This is a genomic window from Hyphomonas beringensis, from assembly GCF_000682755.1.
Classification (GTDB): domain Bacteria; phylum Pseudomonadota; class Alphaproteobacteria; order Caulobacterales; family Hyphomonadaceae; genus Hyphomonas; species Hyphomonas beringensis.
Map to the genome: position 1 here is coordinate 94,129 of NZ_AWFF01000054.1, position 22,492 is coordinate 116,620.

The 22,492-nt window shown below is 53.6% G+C and carries 19 protein-coding genes; 7 read left to right on the forward strand and 12 right to left on the reverse strand.

Features of this window, described 5'->3' with window-relative positions; all coding sequences use genetic code 11:
* Nucleotide 1 precedes the first annotated feature (1 nt).
* Nucleotides 2-1,585, reverse strand: coding sequence for a proton-conducting transporter transmembrane domain-containing protein (locus HY29_RS13315; RefSeq protein ID WP_034797724.1), 1,584 nt, complete (start codon nucleotides 1,583-1,585; stop codon nucleotides 2-4).
* Nucleotides 1,586-1,680: 95 nt separating this feature from the next.
* Here HY29_RS13315 and HY29_RS13320 point away from each other — a divergent pair, with 95 nt between their 5' ends.
* Entirely contained in the window at nucleotides 1,681-2,583 is a 903-nt protein-coding gene (locus HY29_RS13320; RefSeq protein ID WP_155838325.1) for a LysR family transcriptional regulator, read from the forward strand.
* 458 nt (nucleotides 2,584-3,041) lie between these two features.
* Here HY29_RS13320 and HY29_RS13325 read toward each other — a convergent pair whose 3' ends face one another.
* Entirely contained in the window at nucleotides 3,042-3,992 is a 951-nt protein-coding gene (locus tag HY29_RS13325) for a hydrogen peroxide-inducible genes activator (RefSeq protein WP_051601511.1), read from the reverse strand.
* A 557-nt stretch (nucleotides 3,993-4,549) separates the two neighbouring features.
* On the opposite strand from HY29_RS13325, the gene HY29_RS13330 reads away from it, so the two are divergent.
* Together HY29_RS13330 and nhaA are read left to right on the forward strand one after the other, a co-directional pair.
* Nucleotides 4,550-4,816 (forward strand): YdcH family protein, encoded by a 267-nt coding sequence (locus HY29_RS13330; protein WP_034797728.1) that lies wholly within the window; start codon nucleotides 4,550-4,552, stop codon nucleotides 4,814-4,816.
* Nucleotides 4,813-6,024, forward strand: coding sequence for a Na+/H+ antiporter NhaA (nhaA, locus tag HY29_RS13335; protein ID WP_034797730.1), 1,212 nt, complete (start codon nucleotides 4,813-4,815; stop codon nucleotides 6,022-6,024). The genes HY29_RS13330 and nhaA overlap by 4 nt, the downstream gene beginning before the upstream one ends.
* 77 nt (nucleotides 6,025-6,101) lie before the next feature.
* Here nhaA and HY29_RS13340 read toward each other — a convergent pair whose 3' ends face one another.
* Both HY29_RS13340 and betB read right to left on the reverse strand, forming a co-directional pair.
* Nucleotides 6,102-8,432, reverse strand: coding sequence for a TonB-dependent receptor (locus HY29_RS13340; protein ID WP_034797732.1), 2,331 nt, complete (start codon nucleotides 8,430-8,432; stop codon nucleotides 6,102-6,104).
* A gap of 51 nt (nucleotides 8,433-8,483) precedes the next feature.
* A complete protein-coding gene (gene betB, locus HY29_RS13345; RefSeq protein ID WP_206741968.1) occupies nucleotides 8,484-9,941 on the reverse strand; it encodes a betaine-aldehyde dehydrogenase in 1,458 nt (485 codons plus the stop codon).
* A gap of 169 nt (nucleotides 9,942-10,110) precedes the next feature.
* Between betB and HY29_RS13350 the strand changes: the two genes are divergently transcribed.
* A complete protein-coding gene (locus HY29_RS13350; protein ID WP_034797734.1) occupies nucleotides 10,111-11,022 on the forward strand; it encodes an NAD(P)-dependent oxidoreductase in 912 nt (303 codons plus the stop codon).
* Nucleotides 11,023-11,035: 13 nt separating this feature from the next.
* Here the strand turns inward: HY29_RS13350 and betI (HY29_RS13355) are convergent, their stop codons facing one another.
* The gene (gene betI / locus HY29_RS13355; RefSeq protein ID WP_034797736.1) at nucleotides 11,036-11,614 is read right to left on the reverse strand and encodes a transcriptional regulator BetI; all 579 of its coding nucleotides are present in this window, start codon (nucleotides 11,612-11,614) and stop codon (nucleotides 11,036-11,038) included.
* Between the two features lie 5 nt (nucleotides 11,615-11,619).
* Nucleotides 11,620-12,267 (reverse strand): transcriptional regulator BetI, encoded by a 648-nt coding sequence (betI, locus tag HY29_RS13360; RefSeq protein ID WP_051601513.1) that lies wholly within the window; start codon nucleotides 12,265-12,267, stop codon nucleotides 11,620-11,622.
* A gap of 147 nt (nucleotides 12,268-12,414) precedes the next feature.
* On the opposite strand from betI (HY29_RS13360), the gene HY29_RS13365 reads away from it, so the two are divergent.
* From HY29_RS13365 to HY29_RS13375, 3 genes are all read left to right on the forward strand, one after another.
* Nucleotides 12,415-13,248, forward strand: coding sequence for a phytanoyl-CoA dioxygenase family protein (locus HY29_RS13365; protein ID WP_051601514.1), 834 nt, complete (start codon nucleotides 12,415-12,417; stop codon nucleotides 13,246-13,248).
* Between the two features lie 2 nt (nucleotides 13,249-13,250).
* The gene (betA, locus tag HY29_RS13370) at nucleotides 13,251-14,882 is read left to right on the forward strand and encodes a choline dehydrogenase (protein ID WP_051601515.1); all 1,632 of its coding nucleotides are present in this window, start codon (nucleotides 13,251-13,253) and stop codon (nucleotides 14,880-14,882) included.
* Nucleotides 14,883-15,214: 332 nt separating this feature from the next.
* The gene (locus HY29_RS13375) at nucleotides 15,215-16,069 is read left to right on the forward strand and encodes an MFS transporter (protein ID WP_155838326.1); all 855 of its coding nucleotides are present in this window, start codon (nucleotides 15,215-15,217) and stop codon (nucleotides 16,067-16,069) included.
* A gap of 131 nt (nucleotides 16,070-16,200) precedes the next feature.
* Here HY29_RS13375 and HY29_RS13380 read toward each other — a convergent pair whose 3' ends face one another.
* From HY29_RS13380 to HY29_RS13405, 6 genes are all read right to left on the reverse strand, one after another.
* Nucleotides 16,201-18,423, reverse strand: coding sequence for a TonB-dependent receptor (locus HY29_RS13380; RefSeq protein ID WP_051601516.1), 2,223 nt, complete (start codon nucleotides 18,421-18,423; stop codon nucleotides 16,201-16,203).
* Between the two features lie 273 nt (nucleotides 18,424-18,696).
* Nucleotides 18,697-19,143 (reverse strand): c-type cytochrome, encoded by a 447-nt coding sequence (locus HY29_RS18595; protein ID WP_162176726.1) that lies wholly within the window; start codon nucleotides 19,141-19,143, stop codon nucleotides 18,697-18,699.
* Between the two features lie 62 nt (nucleotides 19,144-19,205).
* The gene (locus HY29_RS13390; protein WP_034797739.1) at nucleotides 19,206-19,739 is read right to left on the reverse strand and encodes a methylamine dehydrogenase light chain; all 534 of its coding nucleotides are present in this window, start codon (nucleotides 19,737-19,739) and stop codon (nucleotides 19,206-19,208) included.
* 72 nt (nucleotides 19,740-19,811) lie between these two features.
* Complete coding sequence (mauD, locus tag HY29_RS13395) at nucleotides 19,812-20,408, reverse strand: methylamine dehydrogenase accessory protein MauD (RefSeq protein WP_051601534.1); 597 nt, start codon at nucleotides 20,406-20,408, stop codon at nucleotides 19,812-19,814.
* On the reverse strand, nucleotides 20,405-20,962 hold the full coding sequence (locus HY29_RS18600; protein ID WP_162176727.1) for a MauE/DoxX family redox-associated membrane protein: 558 nt from the start codon (nucleotides 20,960-20,962) through the stop codon (nucleotides 20,405-20,407). The genes mauD and HY29_RS18600 overlap by 4 nt, the downstream gene beginning before the upstream one ends.
* A 14-nt stretch (nucleotides 20,963-20,976) precedes the next feature.
* Nucleotides 20,977-22,134 (reverse strand): amine dehydrogenase large subunit, encoded by a 1,158-nt coding sequence (locus HY29_RS13405; protein WP_081811398.1) that lies wholly within the window; start codon nucleotides 22,132-22,134, stop codon nucleotides 20,977-20,979.
* Between the last annotated feature and the right edge of the window lie 358 nt (nucleotides 22,135-22,492).

A 22,492-nucleotide genomic window follows, 5' to 3' on the forward strand; every position in this document is an offset into this window, starting at 1 on the left:
TTCAGTACTGTGCTTTTGTCGGAATTGCGGGGGTGCTTTGCGGCTTTGAGGCTAGCAGGCGGTCTGTCAGAGCATTGACATAGAACCCGTTCGCGAGATGAACCCGAAGGCCTGCAAATGCTGGATGAGATGACCAAAGCGGGAAACTTGCCTGGGCAAAGGCGGTGAGGCCAAAGCTGACCAAAGCAAGGATGATGATAGCCCATTCCAGTGGGCCTGGGGCTGGTGTTGCCGGCAGGTCTGCCTTAACCAGCACCTCGATCCCCCTTTGTAGGAAGAAATAGCTTACTGCGGCGCCTACAGAGAATATGACCGTGTAGGTTGTCAGCGCTCGTGGTGCCTTGTCTGCAAATCCCTGCGCAACAAGATAGGCGACGCCGAAGATCAGAATTGCTCCGAGAGCGATGGCCTGAATTGATTTGTGCTCAAATCCGAAGCCGGCGCCTATCAAAACATAAATGGCAATTGCGAGCAGAAAGGATCTTGTAATCGCCTTTACGTCGGGAATTGCGATTGGCCCCGGGCGACGGGTTTTTGCAACCTTCTCGACTGCCGATCCTGAACTGAGGAAGGCGTGCGCCTTGTAAAGCGAGTGAGCAAGTATATGCAACAGCGCAAGGGGAAACAGGGCAAGGCCGCATTGCAGGATCATGAAACCCATCTGAGCAATCGTCGACCAGGCAAGGGACGTTTTTACTGCAGGCTGGGTCAGCATGACCATGCTGGCAAAAATAGCGGTAAACCCACCGATCAGGACTAGAATGACGAGTACGCCGGGCACAGCTATGAAGACATCTGCAAACCGGATTAGAAGGAATCCGCCAGCATTGATAACCCCGGCGTGCAGGAGGGCAGAGACCGGGGTAGGAGCTTCCATGACTTCAACGAGCCAGCCATGGAAAGGGAATTGCGCAGATTTCAGCATCGCAGATGCGGCGAGCAAAAGCGCGGCTGAGGTCATCCATGCAGATCCATCTCCTGTACGGGCGACCAAATTGATGCTCGTAATGTCAGCGGTGCCGGTTGTAATGAACAGGCAGGTCCCGCCGCCGATCAAGGTAAGATCACCCAAGCGTGCAAAGAGAAACTTCTTGTAGGCGGCCCGCCTTGCGCGAGGCCTGTCAGGATAGAATAGCAGTAGCTTATGTAAGAAGAGGCTGGTCGCGATCCAGGCCGCGGCGAGCACGACGAGGCTGTTCGAGAGTACCAGAAGGATGACCGAACCTAGCGTCAGGCTCATCCATGCGAGAAAGGGCCCCTGACGAGATTCCCCATCGAGGTATGTGCGCGCGTAATTGAGGACAATCGATCCGACAAAACTGACCATAACAAAGAGCAGTGCACTGACATAATCAAGGCGCAGGCTGAGGTTAGCTTTGTCCTGGATTGGCAAGGCCAGGGTTTGCGCCCCATTCAGGATGACAGTCCCAAGTGCGGCAAAAGACGTCGCCAACAAAACCAGCCCCAACAGAGGAACAAGCTTTCCAGAAAAGGGGCGTTGGCCGGGCCCAACAAAGGATATCACCGCAAAGCCGACAACAGAGACAGACATCAGGGCCAGAAGCGGCGCTATCAAGTCATTCATGAGAACCTCCAGATATGATCTGGTGGTCGGATAGCAGCTTGCGAAAGTTCGAAAAAATAGATTATATGGAACGTAATAATCTATAATACAGAACGATTGAGATGCTAAATTATAACCATCTGAGATACTTCTGGGTCGTTGCGCGGGAAGGGCATCTGACGCGTGCAGCCGAAATTCTTCACGTGTCGCAGTCATCTCTATCTGCACAGATCAGGAAGCTTGAGCACCAGATTGGTCATGATCTTTTCGAACGCAGAGGGCGCGGACTTGTCCTGACTGAAGCGGGACAGATTGCACTTGATCATGCCAATGAGATTTTCTCGATAGGAGACGAGCTCCTCAGTCGACTGAGCAGAGATGCCGGAGATGTGCGACACGTATTGAGGGTAGGCGCTCTGGCGACGTTGTCGAGAAATTTCCAGATATCCTTTCTTCGACCAGTGCTTGGATCGAAAAATGTGGAAATCGTTGTGCGGTCCGGGAGTATGGGAGAGCTGCTGGGGGCATTGGAGGCACACAGGCTCGACGTGATCCTTGTTAGCCAGGTTCCTTTAAGGGATACTGCAACAAAATGGACGGCTCACATTATTGACCAGCAGGAAGTCAGTATCGTCGGTACAAAGGAGCGTATTGGTAGCAATCGGGATATGGTTAAGTTACTAAAGGAGCACCCGATTATTCTTCCGACTGCGGATGTCGGCTTCAGAAATGGCTTTGATGCACTTGTGGAACGTTTGAGTATCCATCCCGAGATTATTGCGGAAGTGGACGATATGGCGATGATGCGCGTCCTGGCCCGCGAAGACATCGGTCTGGCTGTCTTGCCGCCGATTGTGGTCACCGACGAGTTGACTAACGGACGTCTTATAGAAGCCTGCAAACTGCCGAATATTCAGGAAAGCTTCGCGGCGCTCACTCTGAAGCAGAGATTTCCCAATCCTGTGCTCGGATCGCTTCTGGAAGGCCTCGGCAAGAAAAACGTTGATGAAAAGAGTTGAGCCTTTTTTCGAGAGTTCTATCGCTGCTTCTTTGATTCATGGAAAGAATGAGTGCACGATTGAAAGGGCGGGAAACCTTCCATCAGTCCCCAGAAACTTGCCATGAGATGTGATTGTTCTGCGGCGGGTCCATAGTATTGCACTTGGCAACGGCAAAGCTCTTTATGAGTATCTTTCTCCCGCTCGCATCGAATACTGAAAGGGCCCCAATCTACGCAGGAAGAGATGAGATCTTGCAATATAAATGGGTCGCCAGCCCAATTACAGTAGAATTGAAACGTCTTTGAGTCTATTGATACTACGCGATTTTCGAATGCCATGTTTGGGGCGTCTGTCGCCTTAGGTCTCAGTCGGGGGCTGATGCGAATAAGCGCAGCTTCCATCGCTAATGCTCCTTTAAATATGATTTGTGATCGGAGCGTGCGCTAAGCGGATAGTCTCGTAAAATCGATTGTGGCTTACTTTCGCTTAGGTTTTTCCTTTCGCGGTCGATCTCCCGGTAATGGGGTCAGGAGGTCTGCAGCAACATCCCGGAATACAAGCCCTAGTTTCTGGATGTTCGCTTCAAGGGGAGACCCAGCGCGCCAGACCAGGCTGATTTGTCTGCGGGCAAGAGGATGATTGATTGGGCGTACGACTTGGGAAGGGTCTTTCTTCGCTTCGACCAACGCGTAGAGGCTCGGCAGTATGGCGACGCCTGCTCCCATGCCGGCCATTTGTCGAATGGCATCAAGCGAAGTGCCTTCATACTCGGTGGATATGTGCGCACCAGCAGCCTCTGCAAGTTTCTGCACGATCATGCTGAGTCTATGCCCGTATCCAAGGCTGAGGAATTCCTTGCCTTTCAGTTCTGATATTTCCACCGGACCGGTGCCATCCGATAAAGGGGCGTCTGCTGCTGCGCAAGCATACAGTTGCTCATCAAAAAGCTGCATCGTCTCAGAATGTATATGATCCTCTGCGGTGGAAATGACCATGTCCAGGCGGCCGTCATTTAGTTTCTCATCCAGATTGACCGTGCGTTCTTCCCGTACGCTCATGCGCAGATCGGGATACAATTTGTGGAGTTCACGAACGGCGCTCGGCAACAAATAGGGGCCGATGGTAGGTAGTGTTCCCAGTCGATAACGGCCTGAAATGCCCTTTTCAGACTGACGTGCGACAGTCTTCAGGTCTTCAACCTGAGTCAGGATGATACGGGCACGGTGCACGATCTCTTTTCCAATAGGCGTGAGGACTGCACCAGTCCGGGCACGTTCAATCAGGGTGACGCCAAGCTGTGTTTCAGCATCAGAGACCTGTTCAGATAGACTTGGCTGACTGACGCCGAGAAGTTCTGCTGCATCCCTGAACCTACCCAAGTCAGCCACAGCAACAATGTATTGGAGTTGTCTAAGTGTGGGGCGCATAATTCGGAAAAACCTATCAGGATTGTCGTTACTTTCGATTTGAGCGAATTTGCATATGGCCTCATATCTTGCTCATCACAAGAGCAAAAAGGAGACCAAAGAAATGTATCGCCTGACCGACAACGTCTGGACAGGAAGCCACTCAGGCTCAATGAGGGCGGACCATAGTAGCCGGGCCGTGGAGCCCGCAGCTAATAGTATGAGCCCAGAATACCCTGCGAGATGCGCAGGAGAGACGCCCTTTCTGTATCGTCGGCGCAGGCGACAGCAGCGTCGAGCGCTTTGATGGAGCCGCGCCGACAGGTCTAGTTCCGTTTGACGCTTCAGATCGTCAAACCATTTAAAATGACTTTGTTACGAGGCAGATAACTCCCAGCTTAAGTCTGACAAAGTTGTTTCTATCCCGCCGGCAATAAAGCTTGCTCGATTATTATAACCTGCTCCCAGAAACGCTTCGGGTGTGCCGGATTGCCGGCGGGATTTTCGCTCAAAAGAGTATTCGAATTCCTGGCTTGAGTGTTTCCAGCTAGAGAAATTATGCGTGTAAGGAATTTATCATGTCACTTATAGAGCCCTGTACTCCTATCTTCTTTCATCAGTCGGCACATGTTCGTGCTATCCAATCTCGTATTGACGAAATCCGCAAGGAAATCAGGAGGGAGATGAAACGTCCTGCGCCAGACGTTTTTCGTTTGTCACAGCTCAAGCGCAAGAAGCTACATCTTAAGGACAAAGTGCGCCGCCTCATCAATGCACAGATAGCGAGAGCAGGCGGCCCTAAGCGGCCTGGTTCTCGGGTTCAAAAAAATGGATTACAAAAATGACGAAAGTTGTCTCAAAAATACAGGATTTTCTCAAACTCGAAAGCGCGGCCGGCCTCATACTGATGCTGGCCGCAGCGCTTGCAATTGCCGCAAATAATACGTTTTTCAGCCATTGGTATGGCGGCCTGCTTTCGACGCCTATGGCGATCCAGGTGAGCACACTTGAGATCGCAAAGCCTTTACTCCTCTGGATCAATGATGGTCTGATGGCTGTCTTCTTCCTTCTGGTTGGGCTTGAAATCAAGCGAGAGGTGCTCGAAGGCGAACTTTCCTCCTTTGATAAGGCTGTTCTCCCCATGCTCGCGGCTATTGGTGGCATGGTCGGGCCAGCGCTGATTTATGTGGCGCTCAATGCGACGGATCCCGTAAGCATTCGCGGTTGGGCTATTCCGGCTGCGACGGACATTGCTTTTGCGCTTGGCATTCTTGCTTTGCTTGGCACTCGCGCACCTGTGGCGCTCAAGATCTTTTTGCTCGCCATCGCTATCATTGATGACCTTGGCGCGATTCTGATTATCGCCATGTTCTATACTGAGCAACTTTCGGTGCAGGCACTGGGTTTGGCCGGTTTGGGTTTTGCGGGATTGGTAATCATGAACCGCATGGGGGTGAAACGCATTGCGCCCTACATCTTGGTCGGACTTTTCATATGGGTTTGCGTTCTTAAATCGGGTGTACACGCTACGCTTGCAGGTGTCCTCACAGCGCTTGCCATCCCGATCTTGCCGCGCAAAGAGACCGGGCAATCACCTCTTCACAAACTGGAGCATGGGCTGCACCCTTGGGTCGCGTATATGATCCTGCCTGTGTTTGCCTTTGCAAATGCAGGCGTTGATCTACGCGGCATCAGTCTTGATGCGCTGACAGGACCAGTGCCGCTTGGAATCGCACTAGGTCTCTTTCTTGGTAAGCAGTTGGGCGTTTTTGGCCTGACATTCGCCGCGGTAAAGTCCGGCATTGCGCGTCTGCCTTCTGGCGTAAGTTGGCTCCAGGTTTATGGCGTAGCATGTCTGACAGGTGTAGGATTTACTATGAGCCTGTTTATTGGCGGCCTTGCGTTCAGCAGTGCGGCAGAGCTCGACCAGGTTCGCCTGGGTGTTCTGATGGGATCCATTGCATCTGGGCTTCTTGGGTACGCAGTGCTCAGGCTGGCGGGGCAGGAAAAGTCAAAGCTCTCCGAGGGGCAAACCGTGTCGGCTACAGGGTGAATATAACTGGCCCCCGCTCCATAGAGAGCGGGGGCTTCTTTTATCTGAACAGTTGAGGCTGTGGGTAAGGCAATACCTTATCTTGTGTTCCCGAAGCGATATGTCAGGCTGATGCCGTATGTTCTGGGGTCTCCATATACGAGCTCGTCGAAACCGAAGTCAGACACGTCATAGGCATCCACGGTATACTCTTCATCCGTCAGGTTTTTGACGAACGCAGAAACTTCCCAACGGTCGCTTTCAGGTGTCAGGGCCAGTCTCGCGTTTGCGATCCAATATGCTTCCTGACCGAGACGCGCAGTGTTCTCTGTGTCGAAATACTGGTCACCTGTATAGGAGGCGTCCGCACTGGCAACCAGCTTCAGATCGTTCCATATAGGCCCGGTCTCATACCGTCCACGCGCGACCAGGCTCCATTCGGGAGAGGCGACCATTGTGTTTCCGGAGAAGTTCTGCCCGATCGGTGTCACAAAATCTGTGTACTCTGCATCGAGATAGGTTCCGGCGAAAGTCAGCTGCAGCCCTGTGACAGGAATCGAGGTGACATCGAATTCGAAGCCCTTGATTTCAGCTTCATTAGCGTTGAACAGGGTTTGCGTCGGAACAGCGCCAGGGGCTAAGCCGAAGACCTGCAGGTCCGTATAGTCATAGAAAAACGCAGCAGCATTGGCCCTCAAGGTGCGGTCGAACCATTCGGACTTGATACCCACCTCGTAAGCCATGAGCTTTTCGGGTTTCACGATTGACGCCTCGATCGGATCAGACGTGGCGCCGGTATTGAAACCACCACTTTTAAAGCCCCTTGAGACAGAGCCATACGCCATCACGTAATCCGTAACATCATAGGACAGTGCCGCCCGGTATGTCGGCTCTTCAAATGTCAGAGTATCGGTTCCGAAGTTGGAGGTATCAAGCAGAGTTGCGTACACTGGCATGTCGCCATCAAGGCTTACGGCATCGACAGGGCCTGCATAAGCAACATGGTCAAGCTTGCGTTCTTCCCATGTAAAACGCGCGCCAAGTGTTGCCGTCAGCCTGTCAGTCAGTTCGTAGTCTGATTGCGCAAAGACTGCGAACGTGTCGGTTTTCTGAGTATAGAAGCGGTCTGTGCGAAGAATGAAGTTTACCGCATCGAAATATGGCGTCCCGGGTGTCGGGTTTGCATCTGCCAGAATTTCAAACGAGTCCTGCCCGGTCAATTCATCGGTCAGGTAAAATGCGCCCAGGATGAGACTCATCGGGCCTTCCCAGTCTGACGCCAGACGAATTTCCTGGCTGAACTGCTCGGAGCCGTCGTCGATATACTCTTCTATCAGGCGGTTGGGGGAAGCATCAACTTCAAGAATAGCTTCACGGCTCGTATCGAGATAGCCGGTTACGGAGGTTAGATCCCAATTTCCGAGATTCCACTCGATCTGGAGATTTGCCGTGAATGACTCGACGTTCTCTGGAGTGTCCTTCAAATTTTCGGCGCCGGAATAGGGGTCTTTGTCGTCGGCATAGCCGAAGGCATCAGCGCAAACACCGGCGCCTCTGCCGCCGCAGACCCCATCATAGTCCGTAAGACCATACTCAAATGTGGTATAGTTGATCAGTCCCTGGCTTTCATAAGACCGGGAGGTCGCGCTGCTTTTCCCATACTCCACCTTACCCAGAATGCTCAGATCACTATTCGGCTCGTACAGCATCTGCAGACGCGCAGCCTGAAAATCAACCGTGTTCTTTTCAGCGCTGGTTCCATCTGGGAATGAGATGTCCCGTGTGCCATCGCGCGTATTCGATACGCCGGAAATACGGAATGAGAGTTTGTCGCTGACTGGAATATTCGCCGCGCCTTCCAGATCAAGTTGATTGAAGCGGCCATAGGTGGCGCTGACATATCCGCCCGGTTCAAACCCGGGCTTCTTGGTGTGGATGTTTAGAACGCCACCTGTTGTATTGCGCCCATAAAGCGTTCCCTGGGGCCCTTTCAGAACTTCAATTCTGTCCAGATCGAACAATTGAAAGAGCTGACCGGTCGTCGAATTGTAGAACATGTCATCGACCATGACACCGATCGCGCCGCTATTGGCGGGATTGAAGTCATTGATCCCCACGCCCCTGATGAAAATAGTCGGGTTGGAGGCAGAGAAGGATGATTTGATCTGAAGGCCAGGAACCTGCTGTGACAGGTCTTCCGTGCTGCGATAATCACCCTCGCTCAGCATGTCCCCCCCAATGGTTGTCACGGAAATCGGGACATCTTGCTGAGATTCAGTCCGGCGTTCTGCGGTGACTTCGATGGTCTGGAGTACACGGCTGCGGTCAGGGCTCGCTTCGGTCTCCTGCGCGAGCGCCGGCGTCGCGATACCAAGTGCGAATGTGGATGCGGCTCCCAGAATAAGGGGTGCATGGATATACTTCTTCATTATTTCCTCCCAAGGCCGCTTTGCGGATTTTCTATGTGTTGAATGGTGTTCTTAAAATGGAAGGTCTTCGGGCTTCATCTGCACAAAGACACTCTTTTTCTGAGTATATTCGTTGAGCACATCCCAGCCGTTCTCGCGTCCAATGCCGGATTGCTTGTAACCGCCAAAGGGAATTTGCATGGGTTGTGCTTGATAGGTGTTGATCCAGAACATACCGGTCTGGATATTGGCAGCCACGCGGTGTGCTCTGACGAGATCCTTTGTTACGACACCCCCGGCCAGGCCATAGTCGGACTTATTTGCCCGTTCTACGACTTCGTCTTCATTTTCAAACTTCAGAACCGTCATCACGGGGCCAAAGATTTCCTCACGAACGTGTTCCATATCATCCGTGCTGTCCACGATGACCGTAGGTGCGTAAAAGGCGCCGCCATCGTGCCCCTCAACGCTCACAGCGCGACCACCGCATACCACCCTCGCTCCCGCTTCTCGGGCTCGGCTGACAAATCCGCTTACTACTCCAAGGTGGGCCTGCGAGATCAGTGAACCAATCTGTGTGTCAGGATCAGAAGGTGCGCCGACTTTCAGCTTTTCGGTACGTTTAACGATCTCATTCACGACATCCTCATAGATGCTGGCGTGAACAAAGACGCGCGTTCCATTTGCGCAAATCTCGCCCTGCGTCAGGAAGTTCGCATACATAGCCAGGCGTGCAGCGTATTCTGGGTCTGCATCCTCGAAGATGATGAGCGGTGACTTCCCGCCCAGCTCCAGGGAGACTTCCTTCAGGCGGGGAGATGCCGCTTCCATGACTTTCCGACCTGTTGGTGCACTACCGGTCAGCGAGACTTTTTCAATAGCGGGATGCGCGGCCAAGGCCGCTCCCGGATTTCGCTCCCCCTGCAGGACGTTGAAAACGCCCGCTGGCATTCCCGCTTCGCAGTATATCTCTGCCAGGTGCACGGCATTGATGGGTGTGAGTTCGGAGGGTTTGAATATCATCGCGTTTCCTGCGGCCAGCGCAGGAGCGGACTTCCAGCAGGCAATCTGCAGGGGATAGTTCCAGGCTCCGAGGCCGGCGCAAACGCCAAGGGGCTCACGCCGCGTATAATAGAAGCCGTAGCCAAAATCCTGATACTCCCCGGCGATGCTGCCGGCGAGATTGGCATAGTGTTCAATCGCATCTGCGCCTGTCTGGATATCGACTGACAGCGCTTCCGAAATCGGTTTGCCTGTATCCTCAACTTCAATTTGCGCCAGTTCATCGTTCCGCTCACGCAGCAATTCGGCTGCCTTGCGAAGTATGCGTCCGCGGTCTTCCGCGGGCATGGCAGCCCAAACTTTCTGGGCGCGGACTGCGGACTGAACTGCCGTCTCGATCTGGGCAGGGCTGGCTTCGCGAAATTTGCCGATCTCACGACCAGTTGCCGGATTACAGCAGATAAACTCTGCATTGCCTTCTCCAGGCACTCGTTTGCCGTCGATGAACAAGTCTATGGCGTAGCTCACTTGGCGTTTCCTTTTCCCTTGCGGATTCGAGACTGGTAGATTAGCTCTAAAAAAATAACTGCACAATCAATTACATTTTGTCAATTGTGCTTTCAGACGATGTTCCGGTGTAGGGCTGGCTTCAAGGTGTGGGCAGCTGACCGGTGCTGAATGGCGGAAGAGAGGATTTATGCGGATAGGATTTATTGGTCTCGGGAATATGGGATCCAACATGGCAATGGTGCTGTTGCGCTCAGGATTGGACCTAAAGGTTCACGACATCGAAAGAGCGAGAGCCGACAGCCATGTCGACGCGGGGGCGCACTGGGCGGAGACGCCCGCTGAATGTGCTCGCGATGTTGATCTCTTGATTACGTCTCTTCCCACTCCGAACGTCGTGGACAAGGTCATGCGCGGTGACACGGGTGTGTTTGAAGGTATCGGCAGTGGCACGCTCTGGGTGGACACAACCACGAATGATGCCGATTTGGTCGCCGAGCTTGCGGAAATCGCGGCGAACATGGGGGTGAAGACGGTCGATTCACCGGTTACCGGCGCAGTTGATGGAGCGCGGCGGGGCGAGCTTACTTTGTTCGCTGGAGGCGACACTGATGCGCTGGATACAGCTGAGCCGATCCTGTCGCGTATGGGCCGGGTCATTCGCTGTGGCGAGCTGGGAACTGGCAATGCCGTCAAATTGGTGACGAACTATCTTTGGTTCACACACGCCGCAGTGATTGGGGAGGGGCTTATGCTCGGGCGCCGGGCCGGCGTGCCGCTGGATGTGCTCTGGGATGCCATCAAGGACAGTGTCGGCGACAGTTTCGTGGCCAGGCATGATGCTCCGTCTATCTTTGCCGGTCACTATGATCCATCCTTTTCGCTCGACCTTTGCCTGAAGGATCTCCGCTTGTGTGCGGCTCTGGCGGAGCGTGGTGGTGTGCCGATCCCGATCGGATCACGCGTGCATGAACGCTTTGCTGCCGCCGCGGAGGCCTATGGCGGCGGGTCTGGCGAGCTGCATGTTGCAAAACTAATAGAAGATGCCGTCGGTGACGATTTGCGTCTGGAAGGCGACTGGCCGCTACATTGGGAAGCCTGAAGAATTTGAGGGATCAGCGCCCAAGTGTTGCTGCCAGGCAGCCTTGGGCGACCTCATTGGCCGCTTCTGAGCTTAGCTCAGAGCCCCGCTGAGCATGAGCAATCCAGAGCCCATCTATGATCAGCGTAATTTCGCTAACATAATCAGCAGCTTGTGCGGCCGGCATCAGTCTCGATGCATAGCGCTGAAGACTGCGCCGCAGTAGACGGTCACTTAATTTTTCGATGCGTGTGAAGGCGGGGTCGGACTGGGCGTGTGCCCAGAAGTGTAGCCAGACTGTGCAGAATTCCGAGGTAAACAGAGAGGGCGCAAACTTCGAAGAGATAACTGCTTTCAAGCGGTTTGTGTCATTTTCTGCTTTGCTGACAGCCTGGCGCTCTTCGTTCAGGACCAGTTTCAATAAGTAGCGCATTGTCGCTTCGAACAGGTCGCGTTTGTTATTAAAGTGGCGATAAATGGTGCCACCCGTCAGGCCAGCTTCAGCTGCGATGCGTTGCACGGTTGATTGGGCGTAGCCGTACTTGTTCACGCACGTGACCGTTGCCTCGATCAGGCTTTGCTTCCGCAGGAGTTTCTTTTCAGCGCGTCCCATGCCGGTCATCCTGTCTGTGCGGCCGATCCGAGGCGGCGATCAAGATAGGCGAAGACGAGGGTACGTGCAGCCTGGGGGGTAATGGACGCGTTGTCCTGAGCCTTGCGAATCCACAAACCATCCACCATTGCTACCAGCTCCTTAGCGACTTGCTCTGCCTCGTTCCGGGGCAAAAGCTTGCTCAAGGCATCAAGCAGATTGCGGTGAAAGCGTTGCGCATTGATCCGCTCCAGCCGGGCGAGTTCTTCTGACCGGGCCGTTTCTGACCAGAATTGCAGCCAGACGAAACAGTTGCGGTGGGAATAGAGACGCTCTGAAAGATTCGCGTGAATGATGGCATGCGCGCGGGCAAGAGGGGTGTCTGCTTTGCCGAGCTCATAGACGAGAGTGTCGCTTATGTCGGACATGAGTTGTCGCATTGCGGCCGCAAACAGCTCGTCCTTGGAACCAAAATGATAATGGATGTTGCCTGCTGAGAGGCCGGCTTCCTCGGAAATGCGCTGCGCCGTGGCTTCATGGAAGCCGTGCTTGTAGATTGCCGAAATAGTGGCATCGATCAGATGCCGCTGGCTTTCATCACTATTGCGTCGTTGGCGTGGCAGTGTCTTCGCAGCCTCTGTTCGAGCTTCATGTAAGGGCCTAGTCTCTCGCATAGGTTGTTCAAGCCTCAAAGGGAAGTCCGCGTGCAATATGCGTGTCCGGTATAATGCCTTCCATAAATGTAATTGCTTGACCATTTACTTATTTTTGCGCATTTTGCACCTAGCGTAAGCATAATGATGACATCTGGAGGAAACAGGATGGGTGCGACAGTGCAGTGTTTGCCAGGCTCGTCTTCCGGCGAGGATATTTACACGGCGATTGAGGATGATGGGGTGGTCATTGTCGAAGACTTCCTGTCTCCGAGCGTCATAGAGGCTCTGAATGCAGAGCTTCAGCCGCATATTGATGCGTGCAAGCCGCGGGTCGTCAATAACATGTATGATGACTTTCTTGGGGGATATACTGTTCGGCTGCATGGTGTCACCGCAAAAGCCCCGAGCTTTCCAAATGTGATGATTGACCCGCGGATCATGTCCGTGATGGATCAATTGCTAAAGCCAAACTGTACGGATTACCGGCTCAGTGCGGCTGAGCTGATCGAAATCCGCGGTGGGGAAACAGCGCAACCAATTCACCGTGATGATGACTCATGGCCCCGGGCTGCGCAGTCGGCGTCTCCGCTCGTTGTGAATGTCATGATCGCGCTGAGCGACTACACGGCAGAGAACGGAGCAACCGTTGTCGTTCCAGGCAGTCACAAATGGGATTTGGAGCGTGAGCCTCAGCCAGAAGAGATTACTCAGGCGGTGATGTCGCCTGGCTCTGTTGCCATATTCACGGGACAGACCCTTCATGGAGGCGGAAAGAATGTCAGCGGTGTTCCGCGGCGCGGATTGTCCGTATCCTATTGCCATGGCTGGTTGGTTCCGGTGGAAAACAGCTGGCTGGGTGTTCCTCTGGACAAGGTCCGTATGCTTCCTGAGCGTGCCCAGAGCATGCTTGGTTATGATGTCTATGACGGCACGAGCAGAGGCAGTGGCCAGATCAACATGTATGAAGTTGGCAGCCCGAGAGCACTTCTGGAAAACTGAATATGGCCAGTAAACTAGAAATCGGTACGGCGGACTATGTGATCGTCGGGGCGGGATCTGCTGGCTGCGTTCTGGCAAATCGCCTCTCTGAGTCCGGCGCGCATGATGTGGCCCTGCTTGAATATGGCGGCACGGATATCGGGCCCTTTATTCAAATGCCGGCTGCCCTGTCATATCCCATGAACATGAAGCGCTACGATTGGGGGTATCGTAGTGAACCCGAACCGCATCTGGGCGGTCGCCAACTCGCTGCGCCTCGGGGGAAGGTTCTGGGCGGATCCTCCTCGATCAATGGCCTTGTTTATATTCGGGGCAATGCGAAAGACTTTGACGCGTGGGACGCCAAGGGGGCTGCGGGATGGAGTGGGCGACACGTGGCACCGTACTTCCGGCGACTGGAAAATGTCGAGGGCGGCGATCCTGATATCCGTGGCACTGACGGCCCGATGCATGTGACAATTCCAGAGCAATCGCACCCATTGGATCAGGCATTCATGGCAGCGGCGCAGGAAGCCGGATTCCAGAAAACACAGGATTGTAATGGTCTCCATCAGGATGGATTTGGCCCCATGGACCAGACCATCTGGAAGGGGCGTAGGTGGTCTGCGGCGAACGCTTATCTCAAGCCCGCTTTGCATAGACAGAACCTCACACTTTATCGTGGGCTTGCGTGTAGAATACTCTGGGAAGGCAAAAAGGCCGTAGGGGTTGAGCTTGTTCGCAAAGGCAAGAAGCATATTCTTCGGGCACGTAAGGAAGTCATCCTAAGTGCCTCTGTTTTCAATTCTGCCAAACTGCTGATGTTGTCAGGCGTAGGGCCTGCTGACGAGTTGACCCCTCATGGAATTGATATCGTGAGTGATCGGTCGGGAGTTGGAAAGAATCTGCAGGATCATCTGGAGATCTATCTTCAAATGCGTTGCAATCAGCCCATAACACTCCGCCGATACATGAATCCTGTCAGTAAGGGGATTGCGGGTTTGCAGTGGCTATTGAGCAAAACAGGTATTGGCGCCTCCAATCATTTTGAAACGGCGGGATTTGTACGGCTTGATCACTCTGCTGACTATCCAGATGCCCAGTATCATTTTCTGCCGGCGGCCATTCGCTATGATGGCAGTCAGCCGGTTAGCGCCCACGGCTTCCAGGCGCATATTGGGCCAGGACGCACGACGGCGCGGGGGCAAGTGCGACTGGCATCTTCAGACCCGTCAGCTTCGCCATCGATTCAATTCAATTACATGTCCAGCGATGCAGACTGGAAAGCTTTCCGTGCCTGTGTGAGGCTAACGCGAGAGATATTCTCTCAGCCCTCCCTCAAGGCCTATAGTGTCGGGGAAATTGCGCCAGGGTCTGATTGTCTCACAGATGATGACATCGATGCCTTCGTCAGACGAGAGGTCGAAAGCGCGTACCACCCTTGTGGCACGTGCCGGATGGGCGCTGAGGACGATCCGGGGGGCGTCGTTGATCCTGAATGCCGGGTTATCGGTGTTGAGGGGTTGCGCGTTGTGGATTCTTCCGTGTTTCCAAATATTACCAACGGGAACATTAATGCGCCTACCCTGATGTTGGCAGAGAAGGCCTCTGACCATATTCTGGGAAATGACATACTTCCCGCGGATGCAGCCTGATGACAAAATCGGCATCTACGAGCACAGCGTTCGAAGCCGGGCCTGGAAGGTGGGAGGTGATTGCCGCCATTCTAATGGGCGGACTGGCCGTTTCACAAGTTGTCGCGATGCCATTGCTCGCAACACTGGTCGCCAGTGCGTATGGAATGGGCGAGTCTGCGTCAGGCTTCATAGGCCTCGCTAACTTGCTGGGCACCGCGGCCGGGTCGCTAGCCGTAACAATATGTCTGCAGCGCCTGCCACTCCGGGGAAGCGCTGTCTCGGCGGCCTTCCTAGCGTGTGTCGCTCAGTTCGCTGTCGCCCTAATGCCAGGTTTCCAGAGCGCCCTGCTCATGGAAGCACTTGCAGGATTTGGGGCGGGGGTTTTGTTGGCCTTGTCAGCAGCGATTGTCGGCAGCTCAAATGATGCAGATCGCGGCTTCGCATTCATCCTGACTTTGCAGGCGATCGTGGCAGTGGCGCTTTTATTGGCCATTCCGGGGCTGTCGGCTGAGGGCAGTCTATTGCCGGTGATGGCATTTATGGCCTGTGTTCAGATACTCTTGATCCCCATTGGACTGGCATTGCGTGGCAAGCCTAAAGCCGCGGAAATGGGCGGGCAGGGAGTCAAAGATGCCAAGTCTCTGCGGCCGGCCGTGTTACTAAAGGCGGCAGCGTATTTTACATTCTCCGCCGCCGTGGGTGTTCTGTGGGTGTTTGCCGGTGCGTTGGGATTATCGGCGGGACTACCTGATACCGTGATTGGCAAAGCGCTTGCGGTAGGCAATGTGGCTGCCATCGCTGGCTCGTTATTGGCGGCAGTGATCACATCTCGTTTTGGCCGTATCGGCCCTGTCATAGTCACTGGACTGTTCATTATCTTGAGTGTGTTTTTGCTTACACCCGGGATGAGCGTGGGCACATTCTTTATCGCAAGCTGTCTGTATCTGTTTGCATGGGGCGGCGGCTTACCCCTGATGATGGCCGCTGTAGCAGATGTCGACACCAGTGATCGTGTGACATCCTTGCTGCCTGTATTGGCATTTGCCGGTATGGGAGTTGGGCCTGCTCTCGTCAGCTTGGGGTCTGAGACGGGTAGCCTGTTTCACCAGGTCTCGCTTACAGCGACCATTCTCGTCGTGATCTCAATTATTTTGTTTGGTAGAGCCCATTCCATGTGGACGGACAGACCCGAGAACCAGACTTGAGATACGCTCTCTTCAGAGCGCCCTGACTGTCAGCATGATATGCGGGCGACCTTCTGTGAGGTTTCAGGAAGGTGGGGCGGGGTAGGCTTTGACGGGGGGCAAATCCCTCCCCGCCCCATCCGCAAGGAGCCCTAAAACTCCCAGCTTAGCTTTGCTCTGACCCAGCGCGGCTTGCCGTAGTACTCTTCGATCATGCCAATCCAGTCGGACAGGTCGAAGGTCTGGACCAGATATTCCTCATTCGTCACGTTTTCGACGGACAGGCTGAATTTCCAGTCGGCATCTGCTGGTAGCCATGTCGCCGAAACATTGCCTACAATATAGCCGTTTTCAGTAGTCGCAGGCGTCACATCGAGTCCAAAATAATGCTCAGACTGATATTGGGCGTCTGCCTGCAGGGCGAGGTTTCCCCACGAGCTAACGGGGAATTCGTAGCGGACCAGGCCATTCACATTCCATTCCGGTGAGTTGACAGATGTCAGTGTCATTCCCTCAAAACCAACGACGTCGGTGACCTTGATGTCTGCGTAGCCGATTCCAAGTTGCGTGCTCAGACCGTCAATTGGCGCAGCCTGGATTTCGATCTCTGCACCTTTGTTTGTGGCCTGAGCATTGATCGTTGCGCTTCCAAGACTGCCCGGAAAGCTCGTATAGGCCTGATAGTTTCCGTAATCATAGTAGTACACAGAGCTATTGATCCGGAAATATCCAGGGATGGCATCCCATTTCACGCCTACTTCGTACGCATCCAGTTCTTCCGGTTCGTAGGTCAGGTTTTCGGGAGACGTAAGAAGCGCGGATGTCGGGTCGTAAGGGGGTTGGCTAAAGCCACCTGATTTGACGCCACGATTGTAGCTTAGATAATACAACACGTCGTCATTCGGCTGGTAGTTCGCCTGGGCTCGCCATGCCCACATGTCGAACTCTCTCTCCGCAGGGTCGAAAGTGGAATACGTGTAGATAACGCTCGTGCGCGGATCCAGCCCACTGGTGGCATTTTCGTCGAAGTGCACATCCTGGCGCGTGGAAACGAAATCGCGCTTCTCGTTGATATAGCGCAGCCCCCCAATGAAGCTGAAATCCTTCCACTTGTATTCGCCCTGGGCGAAAATTGATGCAGATTTGGTTGACGACTCCGATGGTGTCCGATCACCATTCGCCAGAGTTGGGTCGGTCATGACATCTTCTTCAAAGATGCCATTGTCTGGGTCGGTGTACATGAGTGGCGCAATGCCGCCAGTGGAGTCCGAGCTACTTAGGTCCATATAATAAAGGCCTGTCACGAAATCGATTGGACCGATTTCAGTGGCTGCACGGAGTTCCTGAGAGAACTGCTCTGCATCATTCGTCTGAAAATACTCATATGCGCGAACCGGGGTTGCGTCTGTATCTTCAATATAGTCACGGAAGTTCTTCTGATAATCCGTGATGGAGGTCAGGGTCCAGTTGCCTACATCCCAGTTGATTGTAGCCGTATAGCCTTCGGTATCAGAAATGTTGTGACCACGTGTGTTATAGTCACCCGCCCAAACATCATCATCCGTATCTTCATAGTTTCCCAGAAATGGATTCAGCTCGCCAGGCGTGTATAGTCCGCCTCCGTTTACAGCTGACTTATATTCAAAGAAGCCTGTCCGGATTTCCTGCCCGCCAACGCGTGCATTCAGCAGGATACTAATATCGTCTGTTGGCTCCATCAGGAGCTGAAAGCGCAAACCGTAATCGTCATTATTATTGAGTTTTTCTTCCGGATGCTCTCGGTTGGTAATATATCCAGTAGACGTGTGCTGCGCGCCTGAGACACGTGCAGAGATCCAGTCATTGATCGGGATATTGACTGCGGCTTCCAGCATCATGTCATTATACTGACCATAGGAAACGCTGCCATATCCTCCGAAGTCCTTACCAGGTTTTACGGTGGTGAACGAGACGAGACCACCTGTCGCATTGCGGCCGAAGAGGGTTCCTTGCGGACCGCGCAGGACTTCTGCCCGGTCGATGTCAAACAACAGAAAGCCTGTGGCAGACATTTGGCTGATGTAAACGTCGTCGATATAGACGGCGACCGGGCTCTCAACGTTTGTGCTGAGATCATTGTTGGCGACACCTCGGATGGCGAAGGAATAGCTGCCTTCCCCGTTCGGCTGAACTGAAACAACACCTGGAGAGAAGGCCGCCACATCTTGGGCATTGGTGTAGCCGAGCGCTTCCAGTTGGTCGCCGCTCAGCGCGGTAATTGCGATACCGACATCCTGGGAATCCTGTTCCCGTTTTTGCGCGGTCACAGTGACTTTTTCGAACATGAGGTTCTCATCGTCCGGGGCATCATCCGCATGGGCGGCTGGTGCCACCATTAGAGACAATGCCAGAACAAGTCCGGAAACCCCTAGCAAGTTTTTCTTTGCCCTCGGAACGGAGTTTTTCTTCAGTCCACACAATAATTGATCGCGCATTTCTTTTATCCCAATTTTGAACACAACTTCCCTTTGCCCCTCCGCGTCGCGGAGGCGCTTGCTTACATTTTGGCTCCCTTTTTTGTTTTGACGTGCAGCTGGCCCTGGCGGCGCGCCATTTATTTTCCAGCCTTTTGTGACTGGAGAATTGTGTTTGCGAGATGTGTCGTCAGGTCATGGCCATGGATAATCAGCGACCGGATCTCCAGATTCGATCAGTTGGTTCACGACATCTCGTCTGTATTCTACAATATTAGTGACCGGAATTTCTCGTAGGGCCGCGAGTTCCTCAACTGTGAACCGCGGTGTGTCAGATGCATCTTCGCCGGCCCACTCATCGATTACGTAATTCAAGACGTCGGCGAGTTGTTCGTTTGAAAGCCTAGACCCCATGATACCTGGTACGTGAGAGATATAGACACGGCCGTCTTGGTTCCTTGCCAATGGAGCGATGAAACCCGGAAAAGGAGGAATGCCTGCCTCTGGTGCGCCTGTGCCATCAACCCTGTGGCATCCCGAACACTTCAACATGTATAGGGATTTCGCAGATGTCATCTCACGGATGACCTTGTCGTGACCGTCAATGCCCGTGACCGCCTGTTCTTCAGCGGATGTAAACATGGGCAATACCACGCCCAGCAGTGTGACAAGGCATATACCAGAGGCAAGCGTTCGCGGCTTCATTATTCGGCCACCCCAACTACAAGTGCTACGGTGCAGTGATAACCTTTGTTGGCATTGGACATGCACCAGTTGATGTCGTTGTGGAGACCCATTGAGTAGGCGGGGCGCTCTCCCTCACTTCGCAGGCAGAATTGAGCGCCCGAAAAAGCCGTCTTCCCGCAGCAATCATAGTAGGAGACCAGATAGTCCCTGTCGTCGGCCGGGTTGTGGCAGGTGCCCACCCATGAGACGAGGGATGCTTCGGCGCCGACAGGACAGCTTGATTTGCTGCCGCCTGCTGTGGTGCACAGGAAGCCATCCAGTGCGCAATATCGCCAGTAATCGCAGCTCTTGTCGTCATAGGTGCCATCGCCTGATGGCGTTGCCCCCCAGGCACGGTCAAATGGCAAAGCTGTGAATGCTGCACCACCCACCATTATACTGCCCATTCTGGCCAGGGCGCTGCGCCGTCCATATTGCCGGGCACTTTGACGCGCTGAGGTTTCAACAAGGCCGCTCAGGGCACTCTGGATACGTTCAAAGATTTTCAACACTCTTGTCTCTCCTGAATTTAAAGGTCTTCGTTTCAAAGCGGTCTTCGTTCATCTGCTATTCCGTCTGGGGCATTATCCTGCCTCCCGGATGGATTTCAGTTGCTGGAAAGAGGCTACGCCGGCGTCCAGAGCATTGAACAGGCTGTCCAGTTGCTCCCGGTTGTTGATCAGGCCTTTGGCCTTCACAGTTCCGGATTGATCGACCAGAACCGCAAAGGGTAGACGCTGCACTCTGTACGCCATGCCAAGGTCTGTTGAGAGGACGTAAGGAAAATTTGAAAGCTTCTGGCGATTGATGAATTCCAGATGCTTGTCCTGGCTACCATCACTGGCTAGCACCACATCCAGCCACTCTTTTTCAGAGGATTGGATTCCTGAAAGAGCGGGCAGAAGTTGTTTGCAGACCGGACACGTGGGCGACAGGAAGAAGACGAGCATTGCCCTTGCGCCAGAGGCCCCGACACGAACGTTGCCGCCTGTCAGACTTTGTAGCGGGAAGACAGGGCTTGCCTCGCCTACTTGCGGGCCAGCTTGGTCCATCAGGGCGCCTACGGGGGCTACACGTTCATACAGTACCCCGATCTGACGGAGCATCACCCACATCATTACGGCCATTGCCACGACGACCAGCCAGAGTGCGATTACAGTAAAGCTAAGGATGCTGATCATTGTGCTGTACTCCATGTTGTTGCTGGACCGGGAAGGTCCTCATTCATCCGCCGATCATTGGCGAGCATGGTCTCTGCCGTCATCCAGAGGAGCAAGACGAGCGTGCCAATACCAAGCGATGTCACATCAAGCGCAAGACTGGAGTCTATTGGGTCCGTCCAACCCATGGCAGTTGGTGCGATCAGTCCGACAAGGACAGCGTTTCGGACAACAAGTTTCCAGCTGATCGGCTCCGGTGCCCCGCCGCAGCCGCAATCTACCATGCGGTGATCGCGCACGAGATTTATTGCCATGGCTATGGCGTAGCCTGTTAGCAAACTAGCCGCGAGCGCCGCCCCGACAGGTCGGACTGATGGTATGATCAACATCACGGCTGCCGCCAATTCAAGAATGGGTGCGGCAAAGACAATAAAGCTCAGCGCGGTCTCCGGGATAAGTCCGTAATCGGCCAATATGCCCTCAAAGCGATACCTGTCTCCCAACTTGTGAAGTGCGGCGCGCAAGAATAGCAAAGCCAGGAAAACGGCAGCAGTCATTTGTAAAAGAGTAAGCATGCTTTGGTCCATGCTCATTCCACCACCAGATAGCCAGCGTCCTGGATTTCCAGAGAGCCTGTATACTTCGCAGCAAACTTCGCCGTGGGGTCGATGTCGTAGCGATAGACCGAGCCGCCATGACTATTTACGCCGAATAGGACCGGTGCCTCCGCATCGTCTGTGACAACAATGTGAGTCATGTGCTCGACATGCGATCGATAGAGAACCTTTTTCTCTTTCATGTCGATGGCCCAAATTTCTTCTGCGCCAAACTTGTGGCTGCCGTCCTCGGCATCTGGATGCATCGGTACGAACATGATTCCGTTGGGTTCGTTATAGGCGAGGATCTCGTATCCGCCCGGTGCCCAATTGCCTTCAATACCATCCGTATAAGACCAGCTGTCCAGAAGTTTGGCCTTTTTGTCTTTATCGGAAATCGTGACGAACTTGCCGTCATACGTCGAGAAGACAAGGTCTCCGTCTATCCTAACAGAATGGACAAACAGGGGCTCGCTCTCAACATCGAATACCTGATCGCTATATGCTTGGCTCTTCAGTTTGCCTTTGGACGTCAGCTGAACTGTCAGCATGCTTCCGTCCCCGCAAAGGCTGGAAAACTTCGATCCCTCTTCCGCAAGATAGATGCCCCAGCAGCCTGGGTTTGGAATTTCTGCAACCACTTCTCCAGCCGTGAGGTCTACGACAGAGACGGAAGTCGCTGGAGTCGCATTTTGTACAAAAGCCCATTTGCTGTCTGCACTAATGGCTAGTGCCGGTTGTTGCGCAGCTGTTTGAGCCATCTGTGGGGGCAGCTCGATCTCCTGTGTCGTCTCCAGCGTCTTGACATCAAATTTCTGGAGGTAGGCTTTTATTGGCCCATATGTGATGCGCTCGGGAAACGCAGAGGATGAATAGCCAAACTTTTCATCCGGCCCGAGTGCGAACTGTGAGGTCATTCCTGTCGCGAAGTTTCCCTTATAGGAAAGATCATCAGTGGAAAGAATAGTGATCGCGCCGGCACCGCCCCACGAAGGTGATACGACAAAGAGGTTGGCGCCAGGCGATATTTCCGCCTCTACGGTAAGTTCCTCGGGTTCGATCGGGTCAGGTATGCTTGTCTCCTGGGCGTTGGCCCATGAGACAGAAAGAGACAACGCGAATAAGGATGCGCCGAACCAGTGTTTAGTCATTTGAACTTCCTCGTTTAAGCGATCAAAAAAATTGCTCTTGCCCTGGAAGTCGTCACCGCCCTTTTTAGATTTCTTTGAATGTCAAACTGAATTCTTCCCTGCGACACCCTCTATGACATAATTGTTATTTTGATGGATCGGTCTTTATCCAGACTTATTTTGGCGATTAAGCTGATCGGCCCCGTTACCGCACATGCATCGCGCAAAATCGTATTGGCAATGATTACTTTCGTGCCCTTCGTGGCTTTCCTGATGCCAAAACCCGCAAAGGTGGACGAGAAAATCCGTCTGGGTTTCCTTGCTTGCCTGAACAGCGAACAACCTTGCCTGTGGATCGTGCAGCAGAGCACGAAAGTAC